We start from the raw sequence: 18,006 nt of genomic DNA, 5'->3' as shown, positions 1-18,006 counted from the left end.
GGTTCAGCGGCGACTGCGGCACGGTAAGGCGACCACGAGACTGGACACGTGTGGTCACCGGTGGCCCCACCCGGACCCGTCTACCGGGACAGCCGTCGAGCGCTCCATGGATGCCTCAAGCGAAAACATCGCGGACCCTCTACGGACTGTCGAAGAGTCCGTAGAGGGTCCGTCCAGCTCAGACGCTATTTGATCTTTACAGGTCGAAGTAGAGCTCGAACTCGTGCGGGTGGGGGCGGAGCTGGATGGGGGCGATTTCCTCGGTGCGCTTGTAGTCGATCCAGGTCTCGATCAGGTCAGAGGTGAAGACGCCGCCCTGCTGGAGGTACTCGTTGTCGGCCTCGAGGGCTTCCAGGACGGCCGGCAGCGAGGTGGGGACCTGGGGGACGCTCGCGTGCTCGTCGGGGGCGAGCTCGTAGAGGTCCTTGTCGATCGGCTCGGCCGGCTCGATCTTGTTCTTCACGCCGTCCAGGCCCGCGAGGAGCAGCGCGGCGAAGGCCAGGTACGGGTTGGACGACGGGTCCGGGGCGCGGAACTCGACGCGCTTGGCCTTCGGGTTGGAGCCCGTGATCGGGATGCGCATGGCCGCGGAGCGGTTGCGCTGGGAGTAGACCAGGTTGACCGGGGCTTCGAAGCCGGGGACCAGGCGGTGGTAGGAGTTGACCGTCGGGTTGGTGAAGGCCAGCAGCGACGGGGCGTGCTTGAGGATGCCGCCGATGTAGTAGCGGGCGGTGTCCGAGAGGCCCGCGTAGCCCTGCTCGTCGTAGAAGAGGGGCTCGCCACCGGTCCACAGGGACTGGTGGACGTGCATGCCGGAGCCGTTGTCGCCGAAGATCGGCTTGGGCATGAAGGTCGCGGTCTTGCCGTTGCGCCAGGCGACGTTCTTCACGATGTACTTGAAGAGCATCAGGTCGTCGGCCGCGGCCAGCAGCGTGTTGAACTTGTAGTTGATCTCGGCCTGGCCGGCGGTGCCCACCTCGTGGTGCTGGCGCTCGACCTGCAGGCCGGACTTCTCCAGCTCCAGCGAGATCTCGGCGCGCAGGTCGGCGAAGTGGTCCACCGGCGGGGCGGGGAAGTAGCCGCCCTTGTAGCGCACCTTGTAGCCACGGTTGTTCTCCACCGCACCGGTGTTCCAGGCGCCGGCCTCGGAGTCGATGTGGTAGAAGGACTCGTTCGCGGCGGTGTTGAAGCGCACGTTGTCAAAGACGTAGAACTCGGCCTCGGGGCCGAAGAACGCGGTGTCCGCGATGCCGGTGGAGGCCAGGTACGCCTCGGCCTTCCGGGCGATGTTGCGCGGGTCGCGGCTGTACTGCTCGCCCGTGATCGGGTCGTGGATGAAGAAGTTGATGTTGAGCGTCTTGTCCCGACGGAACGGGTCGAGACGCGCGGTGCTCAGGTCCGCGCGCAGCGCCATGTCCGACTCGTGGATCGCCTGGAAGCCACGGATCGAGGAACCGTCGAAGGCGAGCTCTTCGGAGGGGTCGAACGCCGTCGCCGGGATCGTGAAGTGCTGCATCACGCCAGGCAGGTCGCAGAAGCGGACGTCCACGAACTTGACGTCCTCATCCGCGATGAACTTCTTGGCGTCGTCGCCGTTCTGGAACATCCCACTCCTCCTAGCCCGGCCGGGAGCGGTCGGGGTTGCTTCGATAGCGCTGACCTGTGCGGTGGTGCGCCGGGCCCGACCATAGGTAGCCGGGATTTCCCGAGCATGACCCATTTGTTTCGCTGAGGTTAACCGGCGCGCGTGACCGGAATACGCCCTTCACGTTAGCTCGCGGCGGCCCGCCGCGTCGCCTCAGGTCCCCCTTCCCGCCCGGCTCCGCGAACCCTCTCCCGACCCGAGGGGCTGGGACGGGGCGCCGTCGCAGTACCGTGGTGGGGTGGATAACAGGCAAGTCATCGGTTCGTGGCTGTCCGGGCCGCGCGCGGCGGCCGAGGAGATGGGCGTCGACTTCGGCTACCGGGGTGAACGGCTCGGGCTGCCCGAGGAGGGCAGGGGAGCCGTCGCGCCGCCGGGTCGGCGCATGCTCGCCATCCTCATCGACTGGGGCCTGTGCCTCATGATCGCGTACGGCCTGCTGGCCGACCGGGACGCGGCGTCGGCCGGGAACTGGGCCCTGCCCGTCTTCCTGGTCATGTCCCTGTTCACGGTGAGCACGCTGGGCTGCACGCCGGGGAAGATGCTGCTGCGCATCCGCGTCGTCGGCCTGGACGGCAACCGCCTCTCACTGCCGCGCACGCTGCTGCGCTGCGTGCTGCTCGGCATCGTCGTCCCCGCCGTCATCTGGGACCGCGACTCCCGTGGCCTGCACGACCGGGCCGCGGGCGCCGTCCAGATCCGCCTCTGACCCCCGCCCCGACGCCGGACCCGGTGCCCTCGTCGCGGGCACCGGCCACCCGCCGGCCGCCGTTCACGCGCCCTCGCCGCCCCCGCCCGGGGGCCAGCGGGGGCGCGCGGCCGTTCTGGGACGTACGCCGCCGCTTCGGACCCCGAGGGTCCCGGCGTACCGGGTGTACGCCAGCACGTCATCGTGCCGCGCCGGGCCTACGCCACCGGGCCGGGTCGCGCCTACGGCGCCGTGCCGCGTGGGGGGTACGGCGCCGTGCCGCGTGAGGCGTACGCGCCGCGCCGCCGGGGGCGTACGGCACCGGCCACGTGGGGGCGCGGCGCCGCCGGCGGACGTGATCGACGGAGGGCGTGGTCGAGCCGGGCGCGGTCCGGTCGGGTCCGCCTCGAAGGCGCCGTCCGGGGGTGGGGTGGGCGCGCGCCCGCGACCGGGACTCGCACACGTGCGACGGGCGGCCCGAACGCGTGGTTCGGGCCGCCCGTCGCGGCGTCGTGTGCGGCGCGCTGCCGGTGGTGGGGCTCAGCGGCCCTTCGGCATGCGCAGGTTCTTCGGCATGGGGCCCTTGGGGATCGGCATGTTGCTCATCAGGTCACCGAGCGCCCGGAGGCGGTCGTTGACCACGGTGACCTGCGCGCCGGGCAGCACGCGCGGCAGCTTGAGCAGCTTCGTGCGGAGCTTGCTGATCGGGACCTCGCCCTCGCCGTCACCGACCATCACGTCGTGCACCGGCACGTCGGCCACGATGCGCGCCATCTTCTTCTTCTCGGCGGCCAGCATGGAGCGCAGCCGGTTGGGGTTGCCCTCGGCCACCAGCACGATGCCGGCCTTGCCGACGGCCCGGTGGATGACGTCCTGGTTGCGGTTCATCGCCACGGCCGGGGTCACCGACCAGCCACGACCCACGTTCTCCAGCACCGCCGCCGCCGCGCCCGGCTGGCCCTCCATCTGCCCGAAGGCCGCCCGCTCCGCCCGTCGGCCGAAGATGATGGCCATCGCGAGGAAGGCCAGCACGAAGCCCAGGATGCCCAGCAGGATCGGATGGTCGATCCACAGGCCGACCGCGAGGAAGACACCGAACGTGATGATGCCCACAGCCGCGACGACAAGACCGACCTTCGAGTCGACCTTCTTGGTCATCTTGTAGGTCAGGGCGATCTGTTTCAGCCGCCCGGGGTTCTCGGATGTTTCCTTCCTCGCCATGTACGGCAGTTTACGTCGCCTGCGGCGTGCGGGTCGCCACGGCCTCCATCAGGTGTTCGGCCTCGTGGCGGGCCTTGGCGCGGCGCCGGTCCTCCAGGACCGCCGTCCACGCGTTGCGCCGGGCCGTGCGCTGGCCGGCGCCCAGCAGCAGTCCCTCCAGCGCGCGCAGGGCCACGGTGACGGACGGGCGTACGGGCACGGCCAGCATGGTGGCGGTCTCCTTGGGGCGAATCGTGTTCACGCGCGAACGTTCGGTGCCTTGATGCTCGCTCTTCGGTGTTAGCAGGGGGTGTCGATCCGGTCAAACGCCCGTTGAACGCCGATGTGGCCCGCACGGACGCGCGGTGAGGCGGGTCGTACGGGCCACAGGGCGGTGCCGAAGCGGCTCAGAGCCGGTGCGACGTGGCGTCGCCGCCGTCGGTCAGGCGGTCCCGGCGGGCACCGCCGCGTTACGCCGGTCGACGGCCTGCTGGTAGAGCCGGCCGGCGCGGTAGGAGGAGCGGACCAGCGGGCCCGACATCACACCGGCGTAGCCGATCGCGTCGGCCTCGTCCTTCAGCTCGACGAACTCGTGCGGCTTGACCCAGCGCTCCACGGGGTGGTGCCGGGGGGTGGGGCGCAGGTACTGGGTGATGGTGATGAGCTCGCAGCCCGCCTCGTACAGGTCGCGCAGGGCCTGGCTGACCTCGGCCCGCTCCTCGCCCATGCCCAGGATCAGGTTGGACTTGGTCACCAGACCGGCCTCGCGGGCCTTGGTGATGACCTCAAGGGAGCGCTCGTAGCGGAAGCCGGGGCGGATGCGGCGGAAGATCCGGGGCACCGTCTCGACGTTGTGCGCCAGCACCTCGGGGCGCGAGGAGAAGACCTCGGCGAGCTGCTCGGGGACGGCGTTGAAGTCCGGGATGAGCAGCTCGACGCCGGTGTCCGGCATCGCCGCGTGGATCTGGCGCACGGTCTCCGCGTACAGCCAGGCGCCGCCGTCCTCCAGGTCGTCGCGGGCGACGCCGGTGATCGTGGCGTAACGCAGCTCCATCTGCTGGACGGACTCCGCGACCCGGCGGGGCTCGTCACGGTCGAGCGCCTGCGGCTTGCCCGTGTCGATCTGGCAGAAGTCGCAGCGCCGGGTGCACTGGTCGCCGCCGATCAGGAACGTCGCCTCGCGGTCCTCCCAGCACTCGAAGATGTTGGGACAGCCAGCCTCCTGGCACACCGTGTGCAGGCCCTCGGACTTGACCAGCTTCTGCAGCTGGTTGTACTCGGGACCCATCTTCGCCCGGGTCTTGATCCACTCGGGCTTGCGCTCGATGGGGGTCTGGCTGTTCCGGACCTCCAGGCGCAGCATCTTGCGTCCATCCGGTGCGACTGCGGACACGTCCGGCACTCCACTTCGCTTGGCGCGGCTTTCGAATCTTCGGCGAACACCAGGGTACGCCCGTACAACACGTGCTCTTCTGTCGAGACCAACCCGTGAGCTGCGGGGTGCATTCCTTATACGGCGCGCGGCAGCGGAACGCTTTCGGTGAGTACGTCCCGCAGGTGCCGCTCCACCAGGGGGAGCACCTCGGCCACCGTCACCTCGCGCCCCAGCTCGTGCGAGAGGGAGGTCACTCCGGCGTCGCGGATGCCACACGGCACGATGCGGTCGAACGACGTGTTGTCCGGGTCGCAGTTCAGCGAGAAGCCGTGCATGGTCACGCCCTTGGCGATCCGCACGCCGATGGCCGCCAGCTTGCGGTCCTCGCGGCGCTGGCCCGCGTTGGAGGGGGCGTACTCGGGGCCGTTGAGCCGGGCGTCGAACTCCTCGTCGGTCAGCCGGGGGTCGAAGTCCAGGCTGAGGCCGCCGATCGCCGGGCGCTGCTCGACGGGGTCGCCGAGCACCCACACGCCGCTGCGGCCCTCGATCCGGGTGGTCTCCACGCCGAGGTCGGCGCAGGTGCGCAGCAGCGCGTCCTCCAGGCGGCGCACGTGCGCGATGACGTCCACGGGGCGCGGCAGCTTCAGGATGGGGTAGCCGACGAGCTGGCCGGGGCCGTGCCAGGTGATCTTGCCGCCACGGTCCACGTCGATCACGGGCGTGCCGTCCAGCGGGCGCTCGTTGTCGGCCGTGCGCCGGCCCGCCGTGTAGACCTCGGGGTGCTCGAGGAGGAGGCAGGTGTCCGGGATCTCGTCGGCGAAGCGTGCCGCGTGCACCCGCCGCTGCTCCTGCCAGGCCGCCTGGTACTCGACCGCGTCCGCGCCGAATCCCAGGTGGACGAAGCGCAGCTCGCTCTGATCTCCGTGTGGCTGGGGAAGCCCCATGGCAGCTCCTTCGAACAAACTCGCAACCGTTCCGCCTCCGCCACTGTACGGCGGCGCGCACCGGGGTCGGTACGCGGCCGTCGGATGGGGCCGCCCCGCCCACCCCGCGACGTGCGCGCCCGAGGGCGCGGGGCGGTCGGGCGGGCGCTCGCGTGACCTCTCGGCGACCGGGTCGGGACATGGAGCGGGACAGGAGGTGACCCGGCGGTAGCCAGGGAGCGGGTCGGAGCGCGGGTGGGGGTGGACCCGTGGAGCGGGCGCGGGAGAAACGTGTCGGCATAGTGCGAGGAGAGGAGCAAGGGCGAGTTTGAGCCGGGTTTGGGGCGCTACTCGGCCGCGTCCCGACGGTGCCCGAGTGGTGGCTGGGACGGGGGCGCGCCAAAGCCGGAGGTGGGGCGGCGGGTGCGGAGGGGACGCGCACGGGCCTGCGCTGAAGCACGTGGCCGCGAGCTGTGCGTTACGTATCTCATCGCTTCTCACACGATCGGATGAATGTGGGGCGAAGCTGGCGAGCGGGGCTCTGTCAACCGCTAAATTCACGCCGTTCCACAGAGCGATGCGATCAGGGAGACCGGCAGGCTGATGACGGAACGATCCCCGCAGCACACGCCTAACCGTCAGCTCGCCGCGCTTATTGCCGAAGCCGGTTTCTCGCACGCGGGCCTCGCCCGGCGCGTGGACCAGTTGGGGCTTGAGCACGGCCTTGACCTGCGATACGACAAGACGTCGGTAACGCGCTGGCTACGCGGACAGCAGCCGCGTGGCACGACCCCGGCACTGATCGCCGAGGTCTTCACCCGCCGCCTCGGCAGGCGCCTGTCCGCCCAGGACCTGGGGCTCGACGCATGTGCCCCGGTCTACGCGGGACTGGAGTTTGCGTCCTCGCCCGAGGAGGCGGTGGACATTGTCAGCGGACTGTGGCGGAAGGACTCCGGCAGCCACAGCGAACTACGGAAGATCGCCTTCACCCCGGCCGGACTGGTCGTCCCCAGCCGGGACTGGCTGATCGGGCGGGCCGACGACCGGGTGGCCCGTGGCGTGCCCGCGCCCACCAGGCCACCGGGCCAGCCCGGCCCCGAGGGCCCCGGCCGGCCCGGACCCGGGGCGTCGCGCCCCGGCGTGCCGGGGCCGGGCGGCGTGGGGCGCCCCGGAGCACCGGGCGGGGCGCCGGCGGCGGGCCAGCCGGCGGTCGCCGGCACCGCCGGTGCCGTCACCGGCGTGGGCAGCGCGCGGGTGCCGCTCCAGAACCGGGTGGCGGTGCCGCGCCAGCGGCTCACCGACCGCACGGACCGCGGCCCCGGGCACCGGGTCACCTCCGGCGACATCGCCGCCCTGCGGTCGGTGGGTGAGCTCTTCCGGGCCCTTGACCACGCCTACGGCGGCGGGCACGCCCGGCAGGCGTTGGTGCGCTACCTGGAGCACGAGGGCGAGCCCATGCTGCGCGGCAGCTACGGGGAGTCCATCGGGCGCAGGTTGTTCGGCGCCGTCGCCGACCTGACCCGGCTGGCCGGTTGGACCTCGTACGACATCGCCGCGCACGGACTGGCCCAGCGCTACTTCGTGCAGGCCCTGCGGCTGACCCAGGCCGCGGGGGACCGGGCCTACGGCAGCTACGTGCTGGTCACGATGAGTCGGCAGGCCGTCTACCTGGGCCACGGGCGGGAGGCGGTGCAGCTCGCGCGGGTGGCCCAGCAGGGTGTGGGTTCCGGCGCGCCACCGGTGGTCCAGGCGCTGCTGCACGCCGCCGAGGCCCGTGGGCACGGGGTCCTCTCCGAGGCCCGTGCCTGCACGGCGTCGCTGGCGCGGGCGGAGCGGGCGCTGGAGACGGCGCGGCCGGGGGACGACGTCCCGTACTGGGCGCGCTTCTTCGACGAGTCGCAGCTCGCCGACGACTTCGGGCACTGCTACCGGGACCTCCAGCAGTACCGCACGGCGGCCCAGCACGCGGAGCGCTCGCTCCAGCTCCGGGGGGCGGGGTTCGCGCGCAGCCGCGTCTTCTGCCGGGTGGTGCTGGCCACGGCCCGGCTCGGGCTCGGCGAGCTGGAGCAGGCGTGCGCGCTGGGCGCGGAGGCGGCCCAGCAGGCGGCGGAGATGCGTTCGGTGCGCGCGGTGGAGTACGTGCGCGACTTCGAGCGGCGGCTTGAGCCGTACCGGGACGCGGCGCCGGTGCGCGGCTACCGGGAACGGGTGGCGGCCCTGGGGTGACTCCCGATCACGGCGGGCCGCCCGGTGCGGGCGCGCCCGCCACGAGAGAACGCCGAACGGGCGTCGCGCGTCCCGTTCGGCGTTCGCATGTCCGGTGGCTCCCGCGAGCCGGCCGCCGCCTCCTCGGCCGGCCCGCGGGCGATCAGGCCGCCGCGCTCAGCGGCGTGGGCTCACAGCCCGGGTTGAGACCGAAGTCGCGCAGCACCTCCCAGGCCGCGCGGCGGCCGGAGTGCAGCGCGCCCTGGGCGGAGCTCGTGTCGCGGTGGTCGCCGCACACGTACAGACCGTGTAGCAGGCGGACCGGGCGGCGCAGGTCGTGCGGCGCGGGCATGGCTGGCACCGCGTGCGGGTCGTGGAAGGCGGCGAGCTGGCGCCAGGCCGTGGTGCCGGTGGCGTAGATCCGCGCGAGCTGGGCGCGTACGGCGACGTCCAGCGCGGCGGGCGCCTCGGTCGCCGCCGTGCCGAGGGCGACCGCGGTGACCAGCGCCTGACCCGGTCGGGCGCGCGAGGGATCCACCTCGCTGGCGACCATCGTGTACGCGACGGGGCCGCGCCGGTCGCCGGACAGGACGAGCGCGGGCTCGCGCAGCGGCGCCGCCTCCGTCGCGTAGTGCAGCACCGTCACCGGGTGGAAGTCCGGCAGCCGCAGGCCGGGCAGCAGTTCGGCAGCGGCCTTGGCGTCGGTGGCGACCAGCACCGAACGACAGCTCAACTCGCCGTGTTCGGCGGTGGTCACGCGGGTGGTGGAGGCCGAGACGGCGCGCACGCCGGTGCGTACCGTGCCGGGCGGCAGCAGGGCCGCCAACAGCTCCGGGATCGTGGCGGCGCCGCCGGCGGGCAGACACAGCCGGCCGCGCGCGTACCCGCGCAACGCCAGGTCGGCGCAGCGGCTGGACGTGACCAGCTCGGGGTCGCCGAGCAGCGCGGTCAGCAGCGGGCGCAGGAAGCCGTCGATGGTGCGCGAGGGCAGCCCGCGCACGGTCAGGGCGGCGGCGGCCGGGCGTTCGGGCCGGGCGAGGAGCCGGTGTGTGGGCACCGTGGCGAGTCGGCTGAGCGCGGCGCCGAGCCGGGCCTGGTCGAGCCCGCCGGCGCGCGGCGCGCGGGCCGCGGTCGCCAGCGCGCGCGCCGTGGTGAACGCGCCGCCGGTGCCCCGGGGTTCGCCGACCCGGTACGTACGCCCCTCGCCGTGCACCAGCACACCCGGCGAGAACGGTCGCAGTGGCAGCTTCGCGAGCCCCGGCGTGCGCCGAAGCTCGGGGAAGGAGGTGTTGAGCAGTTCGCCGGTGCGATCGAGCCGGAAGCCGTCGACGTCATCGGTCGCCATGCGCCCGCCCACTCGGGTGGAGGCTTCCAGGACCGTGACCGTGAGGCCGGCGCTGGTCAGTTGGTGGGCCGCGGCGAGACCGGCGAGGCCGGCGCCGACGATGACGACATCCGTGTGGCGGGTGCTGCCGAGCATGTGCCCCTCCCCGAGGTCGCTGCGACGTGTCTGGGGCCTGATGCCCTCAACTGGTTGTGGGATGCGTGAACCGGGCTCGACGGTAGAAAGAAAGCCGGGCGAAGACAGTCGCGCATCGACCGAGCACGGTCGCACGCCGGTCGCACACGCGGCCGGCGGCGCCGGCGGCCGGCCCGGGTACCGGTGGTGGGACCGGGGGCGCGGACCTCTGTGGGCGTGAGCCCCGTGGCGCGGGCACGCGGCGCGCGAGGCCGGTGGCCCGATGTGACGCGGGGGGCACGTGCGGCGCGGGAGCGGGCGACGCGCGCACGCGGGGCGCGGACCGAGAGGGGTGCGCGCGGCGGATGGGTGGAGGGGGCGCGCGTGCGGGGCGCCCGTACGGCGGAGCGTGGGGGGTGCGGGCGCGAAGAGCGGGTGCCGGGTGGGCCCGGGCGGCGTGCGGACGCGGGTCGACTCGCGCGCGGGCGGGGTGGGTTGGGGCGCGGGGGTGGTGTGGAGGCCCGGGCCCGGCGCGCGGTCGGGCCCCCGCGGGTGGGCGTGGCCCGGGGCGGAGGCCGGGTCCGGTAGGTGGTCGGGCTCCCGCGGGTGGGCGTGGCCCGGAGCGTACGGGGGTGGGGCCGGGCTTGATGGGATGCGGGCGGGAGGCGGGCCGCGTGGGGCCGGAGCGGGGTCAGGGGTTCGTGGTGCGGGCGCTCTGATCTGCGCCGTTGCCCCAGGCGACGGAGATCGCGTCGTCGATGTGGGGGAAGCCGAAGCGGAAGCCGGAGTCCAGCAGGCGCCTGGGCAGCACGCGTTGGCTGGCCAGGACGTCGGTGGACAGCTCGCCCAGGGCCAGCTGCAGCGCGGCCCGCGGCACGGCCAGCTTCGTGGGGCGGCGCAGCACGCGCCCCATCGCGGCGGTCACCTCGCGGTTGGTGACCGGCTCGGGCGCGGTGAGGTTCACCGGGCCCGAGAGCGACGCGGTGGCGATGACGTGCCGCAGCGCCGCGACCTCGTCCCGGAGCGCGATGAAGCTCCAGTACTGGTCGCCGGCGCCCAGCCGGCCACCCAGCCCCAGCCGGAACAGCGGGAACATCCGCCCCCACGCCCCGCCCTCGCGCGCCACGACCAGGCCGGTACGGGCGTACGCGGTGCGGATGCCCGCCTCGACGGCGGGCTCGGCCGCCTCCTCCCACTCCTGGCACAGATCGGCCAGGAAACCGTGGCCCGGCGGGGTGTCCTCGTCCACGGGGCGGTCCCCGGTGTCGCCGTAGATGCCGATGGCGCTGCCGGAGACCAGCACCTCGGGCGGGGTGTCGAGCGACGCGACGGCCTCGGCGATGGCGGCGGTGCCCAGCACCCGGCTGTCCCGCAGCTCGCGCTTGCGCGCCGGGCTCCACCGCCGGTCCGCGATGCCCGCGCCGGCCAGGTGGACCACGGCCTGACAGCCGATGAGTCCGGAGGCGTCCACCCACTGCCGATGGGGGTCCCACTCCACCTCGTGATCCGTTCGTGGGGCGCGCCGCACGAGCCGTACGACGTGATGACCGTCGCCCCGCAACGCGTGGGCGAGCGCGGAACCGATGAGGCCGGTGGCGCCGGTGACTGCGATACGCATGGCAGCCATCCTGCCCCCGATCGGCCCGGGGATGTGCCCAGGCGGGCGGGGCGCGGCGCGGCGGGAGGCGGTCGGGTGTCGGGCGCGCGAAAAGGGGTTGCCGGGCGCGGCGCGCCGAGTGGCACAGTGACCGGCATGGTCCAACCCGCCTCCACCCCCGCTGACCAGCCGGCCGCCCCGCGACAGCCCGCCTCTGACGCGCCCGCCGCGCCGACCGGACCCGCTCCCTCGGACGCGCCCGCCGCGTCGGCCGGTCCTCCCGCCGCCGCCGATGCCGCCTTTGCCGATGCCGCCGCCGGCGTGGTGGTGCGGCTCGCGCGGTGGGACGACGACGCGACGTTGGCCGACCTCGACCGGCGCACGTGGTCCACGCTGCACTCCGTGCAGTCGCCACCGCGGCCGCCCTACGGGTCGTTCTTCGACGACCGGGCCACGCCCGCGCACCACCTGGTCGCCGTGGTGGACGGCCGGATCGCGGGCTACCTCCGGCTACGCCCGGCGCTGCCGCTGGCCTCCAACGCGCACGTACGGCAGATCCAGGGGCTCGCCGTCGACACGTGGGCCCGGGGGCGTGGCGCGGCCCGCGCCCTGCTGCGCGCGGCGTGCGCCGAGGCGCGGGCCCAGGGCGCGACGCGGCTGACGCTGCGCGTGCTGGGGCACAACACGGCCGCCCGCGCGCTCTACGCGGCGGAGGGGTTCGCCGTGGAGGGCGTGCTGCCGGGGGAGTTCCTCCTGGCGGGAGCGTACGTGGACGACGTGCTCATGGGCCGCGCGCTGTGAACCGCCGGTCCGCGCGCGTCGGTAGGGCCGGCGGTGAGACGGGCCGGCGACGAGAGACCGGCGGTGCGGCGGGCCGACCCGGCCCGGCGCGGGTGCCGCGGCGCGCGCGTCAGGCTCCCGTGCGCCGGTAGCGCTCCCACAGCAGGGGGAATCGGTCGGCCAGGGCCCTGTGGTCGCGGAGGGGCAGGGCCGGCCCCTCGGGCTCGGCGGGCGGTTCGGCGAGCCCGAGATCGGGCGTCTCGACCCCGGTGAGCTGTTCGTACGCCTCGTCCGCCGCGTATCCCAGGTCCTCCGCGTCGCCGTCCGTACGCGGGTCGAAGTCGTCGAGCAGGCGCGCGAGGTCGTCGGGTTCGTGCAGCGCCCCCTCGAAGACCTCCCGGCCCTGACCGATCAGCCAGCAGCGGAAGTCGTCGAAGACGTCCTCGCTGGCGTCGTCCAGGAGCACGGTGGCCGCGCCCCACAGGTCCCAGCGGTAGGCCCGGTGGTAGCGCGCCTCGAAGTGGCGGGCGAAGTCGGCCACGGAGTCCGGGTCGAGTCGCAGCAACCGGTCGATGAGCAGGTCCGCCTGGTACTCGGGGTCGCCGTCGGCGCCCTCGCGCGAGGTGTCGATGAGCGCCCAGAACTCCGTCTCGTCCATCACAGGGACCAGCATCGGCCCTGCGCCTGGGCCGTGCACGCCGAGCGCCCCGGATGCCGCTGTGTCGTTACCCCCACAGGTCAGCCCGTTGTTCCGCAGCTCGTACGACTGTCGTGACCACACGGGGCGGCCGGCGGTGGGCGGTGCGGGGGACACCGGGCGAGGTTCCCGGCAATCACGACAGAAGATGACGCCTTTCCCCGGCACAGTCGTCCTCGCACCACCGCAGGGCATCGACGGAAGGGACACAGCACGTGAACACCCAGGGCGAACGCCCCCTGTCAGACACGGTCGCACTGGTCGCGGGGGCGACCCGAGGCGCGAGCCGGGCGATCGCCGTCGCGCTGGGGGAGGCGGGCGCGACCGTGTACGTCACCGGACGCACCTCGCGCGCCGCCGACCCGGGCGGCGCCGCGGTCCGTACCAGCGAGGTCGGTCGGACGACGGAGACCATCGAGGAGACCGCGGAGCTGGTCACCGCGGCCGGCGGCACGGGCATCGCCGTGCGCGTCGACCACCTGGAACCCGACCAGGTACGTGCCCTCGCGCACCGCGTCGACGAGGGGCACGGGCGGCTCGACATCCTGGTCAACGGCCTGTGGGGCGGTGACCGGCTGATCGAGTTCGACACCAGGGCGTGGGAGGTGGACCTCGACAAGGGGCTGCGCATGCTGCGGCTGGGCATCGACACGCACCTCATCACCAGCCACTTCCTGCTCCCGCTGCTGATCCGCCGGCCCGGCGCGCTGCTGGTCGAGATGACGGACGGCACCGCCGACTTCAACAAGACCTACCGGGGCAACCTCTTCTTCGACATCGCCAAGAACGTGCCGATCCGCGCCGCGTTCGGGATCTCACGGGAGCTGACCGAGTACGGCGGCACGGCCCTCAGCATGTCGCCCGGGTTCCTGCGGTCGGAGGAGATGCTCGACCACTTCGGGGTGAGTGAGGAGAACTGGCGCGACGCGGTCGCCCAGGAGCCGCACTTCGCGATCGCCGAGTCCCCGGCGCTGATCGGCCGGGCGGTCGCCGCGGTCGCCGCCGACCAGGACCGGGCCCGCTGGAACGGCGCCTCCCTCTCCAGCGGCGAACTGGCCAGGGTCTACGGCTTCCGCGACACCGACGGGTCCCAGCCGGACTGCTTCGGCTACTTCCGCGACATCGTCTACGGCGGCAAGGAGGGCACGGCCGAGGACTACCGGTAGCCACCACCGAGCCACCTCGCGCGCGGTGCCCCCACCCCGCACACCGACGGGCGGGCGCCGCGCGCGGTGGCGTTCTCCTCGCGTGCGCGACCGCGCGTCGCGTGCCCTGACCCGAGCCCGAGCCCGAGCCCGAGCCGCCGCCGCACCCGCCCAGCCACCTCTGGCCCAGCTCGGTCGTCCCAGCCCGGTCCCCCCCGGCCCCGCCTGGCGGCCTTGCCTGGCTCCGCCCGGCCCGGCCGCCCGCGTCAGGTGTCGTACAGCGACGCCGCGCGGGTCAGGGCGGCGGCCATGCGCGCGCGCAGCGCGGGCGGCTCGATGACCTCGCACTCCGGGCCGAGGCCCATGAGCTGGTCGTAGGCGACGTCCAGGGTCTCGACGGGCAGGGTGACCGTGATCCAGCCCCGTGAGTCGGGGTCGGCCGCCGCGGCCACCGCCTCGCGCGCCGTGCGCGGGTCCGTCCGGTGGGGCAGCAGCCGCGCGCCGCGCTCCGAGAGCCGCAGGACGACCCGCGCGCGCAGGATCGACCGCAGGAAGTCCGCCGCGCGCTCCGCCCAGAAGGCGGGCAGCTCGAAGGACGGGTCGCGCGCGAACCGCTCCCCGGACGGCTCGACGGCCGCGAACCGGTCCACGCGGTAGACCCGCCAGGTCGTCTCCACCCGCGCCGCCAGGTACCAGATCCCCGCTTTCAGCACGAGCCCGTACGGCTCCAACGTCCGCTCCACCTCGGCGCCGCCCCGGCGGTAGCGGCCGGTGATCCGCTGGTCGTCCCAGACCGCGTCGGCGATCGCCGGCAGCAGCGCGGGGACGCTCGGCTCCTGGTACCAGGCCGGCGCGTCCAGGTGGAACCGCTGGGCCGCGCCCTCCGCGGCGTCGCTCAGCTCGGGCAACAGCGCGGCCGACACCTTCAGTCGCGCGGCGGAGGCGGCGTCCGCCAGCCCCATCTCGCGCAGCGCCGACGGCACCCCGGACAGGAACAGCGCCTCCGCCTCCGTACGCCCCAGACCGGTGAGCCGGGTGCGGTACCCGCCGATCAGTCGGTACCCTCCGGCCCGGCCCCGGTCCGCGTACACCGGCACGCCGGCCTCGGACAGGGCCAGCACGTCCCGGGCCACCGTCCGCTCCGACACCTCCAACCGCTCCGCCAGTTCGGCCCCCGTCATCAGGGCCCGGGACTGGAGCAGCAACACCATCTTGATCAGTCGGGCCGCGCGCATGGGGTCATCATGCACGCGACCACTGACAGTCGGACCGGTGTGGCGGCCCCGGCCGGGGAGCCCGGGGGAGCCGACGGCGGCGGCCGTCGGCTCCGGTGGTCAGCGGCCGTAGCGCTCCGCGGCCTCGCGAACCGTCTCCGGCTTGACCTCGCCCCGCTTGGCCAGCGCGGCGAGCGCCGCGACGGCCACCGACTGGGGATCGACGCCGAAGTGGCGGCGGACGGCCTCACGACTGTCGGAGAGCCCGAAGCCGTCCGTGCCGATCGAGGACCAGTCCTGCTCCACCCAGGGGGCTATCTGGTCGGGAACCGCGCGCATCCAGTCGCTGACGGCGAGGACCGGGCCCGGTGCGCCTGCCAGGGCACGGGTGACGTACGGGGCCCGATCCTCCCCCTTGAGCTGCGCCGCGTCACAGGACAGGGCGTCGCGGCGCAGCTCGGTCCAGGAGGGTGCCGACCACACGTCGGCGGCGACTCCCCAGTCCTCGGCCAGCAACCGCTGAGCGTCCAGGGCCCAGTGGATGGCGGTGCCGGAGGCGAGGAGTTGCAGGCGCAGCGGGGTGCCGTCGGCGGAGGCGGTGGCCGCGGTGGTGGAGAGGGTGGCGAGGTCGGCCTGTCGGTAGCGGTAGAGACCCCGGATGATGCCCTCCTCGACGCCCTCCGGCATCGGCGGCTGCGCCTTGGTCTCGTTGTAGACCGTCAGGTAGTAGAAGACGTCCGGGTCCTCGCCCGCCTCCGGGCGGTACATCCGGCGCAGCCCCTCCTTGACGATCACCGCGACCTCGTAGGCGAACGCGGGGTCGTACGAGAGCGCCGCCGGGTTGGTGGACGCGATCAGGTGCGAGTGGCCGTCGGCGTGCTGGAGGCCCTCGCCGGTCATCGTCGTACGGCCCGCGGTCGCGCCGACGACGAAGCCGCGTCCCAACTGGTCGGCCAGCGCCCAGAACTGGTCCGCCGTGCGCTGCCAGCCGAACATCGAGTAGAAGATGTAGAACGGGATCATCGGCTCGGCGTGCGTGGCGTACGAGGTCGCCGCCGCGGTGAAGTCGGCCAGCGAGCCCGCCTCGGTGATCCCCTCGTTGAGGATCTGACCGTCCCTGGCCTCCTTGTAGTACAGAAGCTGGTCGCGGTCGACCGGGTCGTAGGTCTGGCCGACCGGCGAGTAGATCCCGGCCGACGGGAACAACGACTCCATACCGAACGTGCGGGCCTCGTCCGGCACGATCGGCACCCAGCGGTGGCCCGTCTCCTTGTCCCGCATGAGGTCCTTGACCAGCCGGACGAACGCCATCGTGGTGGCGATCTCCTGCGTGCCCGAGCCCTTGTACAGCGCCTCGAAGGGCTTGTCGGCCGGGGCCGGCAGCGGCTTGGCGACGACCTTGCGGGCCGGGGCGGGGCCACCGAGGGCGGCCCGGCGCTCGCGCAGGTAGCGCAGCTCGGGGGAGTCCTCGCCCGGGTGCGCGTACGGCACCAGCTCGTCGTTCAGGGCGCTGTCCGGGATGGGCAGTTCGAGCAGGTCCCGCATGGCGCGGAACTCCTTGCCCGTCAGCTTCTTCATCTGGTGGTTGGCGTTGCGGGACTCGAAGCCGGGGCCCAGCGTGTACCCCTTGACCGTCTGCGCCAGGATCACCGTCGGCGCCCCCCGGTGCTCGACGGCCGCGCGGTAGGCCGCGTACACCTTGCGGGGCTCGTGGCCGGCGCGCGAGGTCCGGAAGAGCTCCAGGAGCTTGGCGTCGCCCAGCTCGCGCCCGAGCGCGGCCAGCGCGGGATCGGCGCCGAAGAAGTGCTCGCGCACATAGGCCGCGTCGCGCGTCGCGTACGTCTGGAACTGGGCGTCGGGCACCTCGCGCAGGCGGCGCGACAGCGCCCCCTCGGTGTCCCGGGCCAGCACCTCGTCCCACGCGGCGCCCCACAGCGCCTTGACGACGTTCCACCCGGCGGCGCGGAACTGCGCCTCAAGCTCCTGCACGATCTTGAAGTTGGGCCGCACCGGGCCGTCGAGGCGCTGGAGGTTGCAGTTGATGACGAAGGTCAGGTTGTCCAGGCCCTCCCGGCCGGCCAGCGCGAGGGCGGCGGTGGACTCGGGCTCGTCCATCTCGCCGTCGCCCAGGAAGGCCCAGACGCGGGAGGCGGAGGTGTCCTTGATGCCCCGGTGCTCCAGGTACCGGTTGAACCGCGCCTGGTAGATCGCCGAGAGCGGGCCCAGGCCCATGGAGACGGTGGGGAACTCCCACAGCCAGGGCAGCCGGCGCGGGTGCGGGTAGGAGGGCAGGCCGCCCGTGGCGCCAGTGCCCGCCTCCTGCCGGAAGCGGTCCAGCTGCGCCTCGGTGAGCCGGCCGTCGAGGAAGGCGCGGGCGTAGATGCCGGGGGAGGCGTGGCCCTGGAGGTAGAGCTGGTCGCCGGACTGGTCGCCCTCCTTGCCCCGGAAGAAGTGCTGGAAGCCGGTCTCGTAGAGCCAGGCGGCGGAGGCGAAGGTGGCGATGTGCCCGCCGAGGCCGAACCGGGCGCCCCGGGAGACCATCGCGGCGGCGTTCCACCGGTTCCACGCCGTGATCCTGGCCTCCATCGCCTCGTCGCCCGGGTAGGCGGGCTCGGCGGCGGTGGGGATCGTGTTGACGTAGTCGGTCTCCAGGAGCGGGGGCAGACCCGCGCCCCGACCGGTGTCCGCGCGCGAGGCGTGCTCCAGCGTGCGGCGCAGCAGATACGCCGCGCGGTGCGGGCCCGCCGCCCGCGCCACGGCGTCGAACGACTCGCGCCACTCCGCGGTCTCCTGCGGGTCCCGGTCCGGGAGCTGGTCGAGCTGGCTGTACGGCGGGCGTACGGCGTCGGGCATGGGTGGCCCCTTTCCGGACGTGTGAGAGCGGGAGCGGCAGGCAGGGGTCGCACCCCGCGTTCGACGATACGACTGTGATCGATGATCGATCAATGTTTCTCGGGCGAAACCGCAAAAGTCGGCACGCGGTGTCGCCAACGCCGGCACTCCGTGCCGAAATACGGGCCGCATTCCGGGCGTTGCGGCCCCCGACTCCGACCCCGACCCCAGCCCCCGCCTACCGGCTCC

The 18,006-nt window shown here is 73.5% G+C and carries 14 protein-coding genes; 4 read left to right on the top strand and 10 right to left on the bottom strand.

Annotated features, from left to right (window positions below; all coding sequences use genetic code 11):
- Window positions 1-196: 196 nt before the first annotated feature.
- Complete coding sequence (gene glnA, locus ACFVFR_RS14015) at window positions 197-1,606, bottom strand: type I glutamate--ammonia ligase (protein ID WP_383700920.1); 1,410 nt, start codon at window positions 1,604-1,606, stop codon at window positions 197-199.
- A 277-nt stretch (window positions 1,607-1,883) separates the two neighbouring features.
- Here glnA and ACFVFR_RS14010 point away from each other — a divergent pair, with 277 nt between their 5' ends.
- Window positions 1,884-2,351 carry an RDD family protein gene (locus tag ACFVFR_RS14010; protein ID WP_383700918.1) on the top strand — a complete coding sequence of 156 codons (468 nt, stop codon included), beginning with the start codon at window positions 1,884-1,886 and terminating at the stop codon, window positions 2,349-2,351.
- Between the two features lie 519 nt (window positions 2,352-2,870).
- Here the strand turns inward: ACFVFR_RS14010 and ACFVFR_RS14005 are convergent.
- From ACFVFR_RS14005 to lipB, 4 genes are all read right to left on the bottom strand, one after another.
- The gene (locus ACFVFR_RS14005; protein ID WP_383700916.1) at window positions 2,871-3,551 is read right to left on the bottom strand and encodes a DUF4191 domain-containing protein; all 681 of its coding nucleotides are present in this window, start codon (window positions 3,549-3,551) and stop codon (window positions 2,871-2,873) included.
- Between the two features lie 10 nt (window positions 3,552-3,561).
- A complete protein-coding gene (locus ACFVFR_RS14000) occupies window positions 3,562-3,759 on the bottom strand; it encodes a hypothetical protein (RefSeq protein ID WP_383701065.1) in 198 nt (65 codons plus the stop codon).
- A 213-nt stretch (window positions 3,760-3,972) separates the two neighbouring features.
- Window positions 3,973-4,923: a lipoyl synthase gene (gene lipA, locus ACFVFR_RS13995; protein WP_383700914.1), complete on the bottom strand. Its 951-nt coding sequence runs from the start codon at window positions 4,921-4,923 to the stop codon at window positions 3,973-3,975.
- Window positions 4,924-5,039: 116 nt separating this feature from the next.
- On the bottom strand, window positions 5,040-5,849 hold the full coding sequence (gene lipB, locus ACFVFR_RS13990; protein ID WP_383700912.1) for a lipoyl(octanoyl) transferase LipB: 810 nt from the start codon (window positions 5,847-5,849) through the stop codon (window positions 5,040-5,042).
- A gap of 582 nt (window positions 5,850-6,431) precedes the next feature.
- On the opposite strand from lipB, the gene ACFVFR_RS13985 reads away from it, so the two are divergent.
- Window positions 6,432-8,054 (top strand): regulator, encoded by a 1,623-nt coding sequence (locus tag ACFVFR_RS13985; protein ID WP_383700910.1) that lies wholly within the window; start codon window positions 6,432-6,434, stop codon window positions 8,052-8,054.
- Window positions 8,055-8,196: 142 nt separating this feature from the next.
- On the opposite strand, the gene ACFVFR_RS13980 is transcribed toward ACFVFR_RS13985, so the two are convergent.
- Complete coding sequence (locus ACFVFR_RS13980; RefSeq protein ID WP_383700908.1) at window positions 8,197-9,513, bottom strand: NAD(P)/FAD-dependent oxidoreductase; 1,317 nt, start codon at window positions 9,511-9,513, stop codon at window positions 8,197-8,199.
- A gap of 670 nt (window positions 9,514-10,183) precedes the next feature.
- Window positions 10,184-11,119 carry a TIGR01777 family oxidoreductase gene (locus ACFVFR_RS13975; protein ID WP_383700906.1) on the bottom strand — a complete coding sequence of 312 codons (936 nt, stop codon included), beginning with the start codon at window positions 11,117-11,119 and terminating at the stop codon, window positions 10,184-10,186.
- Between the two features lie 291 nt (window positions 11,120-11,410).
- Between ACFVFR_RS13975 and ACFVFR_RS13970 the strand changes: the two genes are divergently transcribed.
- Window positions 11,411-11,890: a GNAT family N-acetyltransferase gene (locus ACFVFR_RS13970; protein ID WP_383701062.1), complete on the top strand. Its 480-nt coding sequence runs from the start codon at window positions 11,411-11,413 to the stop codon at window positions 11,888-11,890.
- Between the two features lie 109 nt (window positions 11,891-11,999).
- On the opposite strand, the gene ACFVFR_RS13965 is transcribed toward ACFVFR_RS13970, so the two are convergent.
- The gene (locus tag ACFVFR_RS13965) at window positions 12,000-12,527 is read right to left on the bottom strand and encodes a DUF4240 domain-containing protein (RefSeq protein WP_383701059.1); all 528 of its coding nucleotides are present in this window, start codon (window positions 12,525-12,527) and stop codon (window positions 12,000-12,002) included.
- A gap of 254 nt (window positions 12,528-12,781) precedes the next feature.
- On the opposite strand from ACFVFR_RS13965, the gene ACFVFR_RS13960 reads away from it, so the two are divergent.
- The gene (locus tag ACFVFR_RS13960) at window positions 12,782-13,732 is read left to right on the top strand and encodes an SDR family oxidoreductase (protein WP_383700904.1); all 951 of its coding nucleotides are present in this window, start codon (window positions 12,782-12,784) and stop codon (window positions 13,730-13,732) included.
- 245 nt (window positions 13,733-13,977) lie between these two features.
- Here the strand turns inward: ACFVFR_RS13960 and ACFVFR_RS13955 are convergent, their stop codons facing one another.
- A complete protein-coding gene (locus ACFVFR_RS13955) occupies window positions 13,978-14,946 on the bottom strand; it encodes a helix-turn-helix transcriptional regulator (protein WP_383700902.1) in 969 nt (322 codons plus the stop codon).
- A 99-nt stretch (window positions 14,947-15,045) separates the two neighbouring features.
- A complete protein-coding gene (aceE, locus tag ACFVFR_RS13950) occupies window positions 15,046-17,778 on the bottom strand; it encodes a pyruvate dehydrogenase (acetyl-transferring), homodimeric type (protein WP_383700900.1) in 2,733 nt (910 codons plus the stop codon).
- Window positions 17,779-18,006: the final 228 nt, after the last annotated feature.

It is taken from the genome of Streptomyces sp. NPDC057702 (assembly GCF_042799315.1).
GTDB lineage: Bacteria > Actinomycetota > Actinomycetes > Streptomycetales > Streptomycetaceae > Streptomyces.
This window is presented reverse-complemented; position numbering and strand designations above follow the sequence as displayed.

Excerpts from the sequence above, each read along its gene's own strand:
- ACFVFR_RS13980 (WP_383700908.1), bottom strand. The coding sequence starts at position 9,513 with ATGCTCGGCAGCACCCGCCACACGGATGTCGTCATCGTCGGCGCCGGC.
- ACFVFR_RS13985 (WP_383700910.1), top strand. The coding sequence starts at position 6,432 with ATGACGGAACGATCCCCGCAGCACACGCCTAACCGTCAGCTCGCCGCG.
- aceE (WP_383700900.1), bottom strand. The coding sequence starts at position 17,778 with ATGCCCGACGCCGTACGCCCGCCGTACAGCCAGCTCGACCAGCTCCCG.
- ACFVFR_RS13965 (WP_383701059.1), bottom strand. The coding sequence starts at position 12,527 with ATGGACGAGACGGAGTTCTGGGCGCTCATCGACACCTCGCGCGAGGGC.
- ACFVFR_RS13975 (WP_383700906.1), bottom strand. The coding sequence starts at position 11,119 with ATGGCTGCCATGCGTATCGCAGTCACCGGCGCCACCGGCCTCATCGGT.
- ACFVFR_RS14005 (WP_383700916.1), bottom strand. The coding sequence starts at position 3,551 with ATGGCGAGGAAGGAAACATCCGAGAACCCCGGGCGGCTGAAACAGATC.
- glnA (WP_383700920.1), bottom strand. The coding sequence starts at position 1,606 with ATGTTCCAGAACGGCGACGACGCCAAGAAGTTCATCGCGGATGAGGAC.
- ACFVFR_RS13955 (WP_383700902.1), bottom strand. The coding sequence starts at position 14,946 with ATGCGCGCGGCCCGACTGATCAAGATGGTGTTGCTGCTCCAGTCCCGG.
- lipB (WP_383700912.1), bottom strand. The coding sequence starts at position 5,849 with ATGGGGCTTCCCCAGCCACACGGAGATCAGAGCGAGCTGCGCTTCGTC.
- ACFVFR_RS14000 (WP_383701065.1), bottom strand. The coding sequence starts at position 3,759 with ATGCTGGCCGTGCCCGTACGCCCGTCCGTCACCGTGGCCCTGCGCGCG.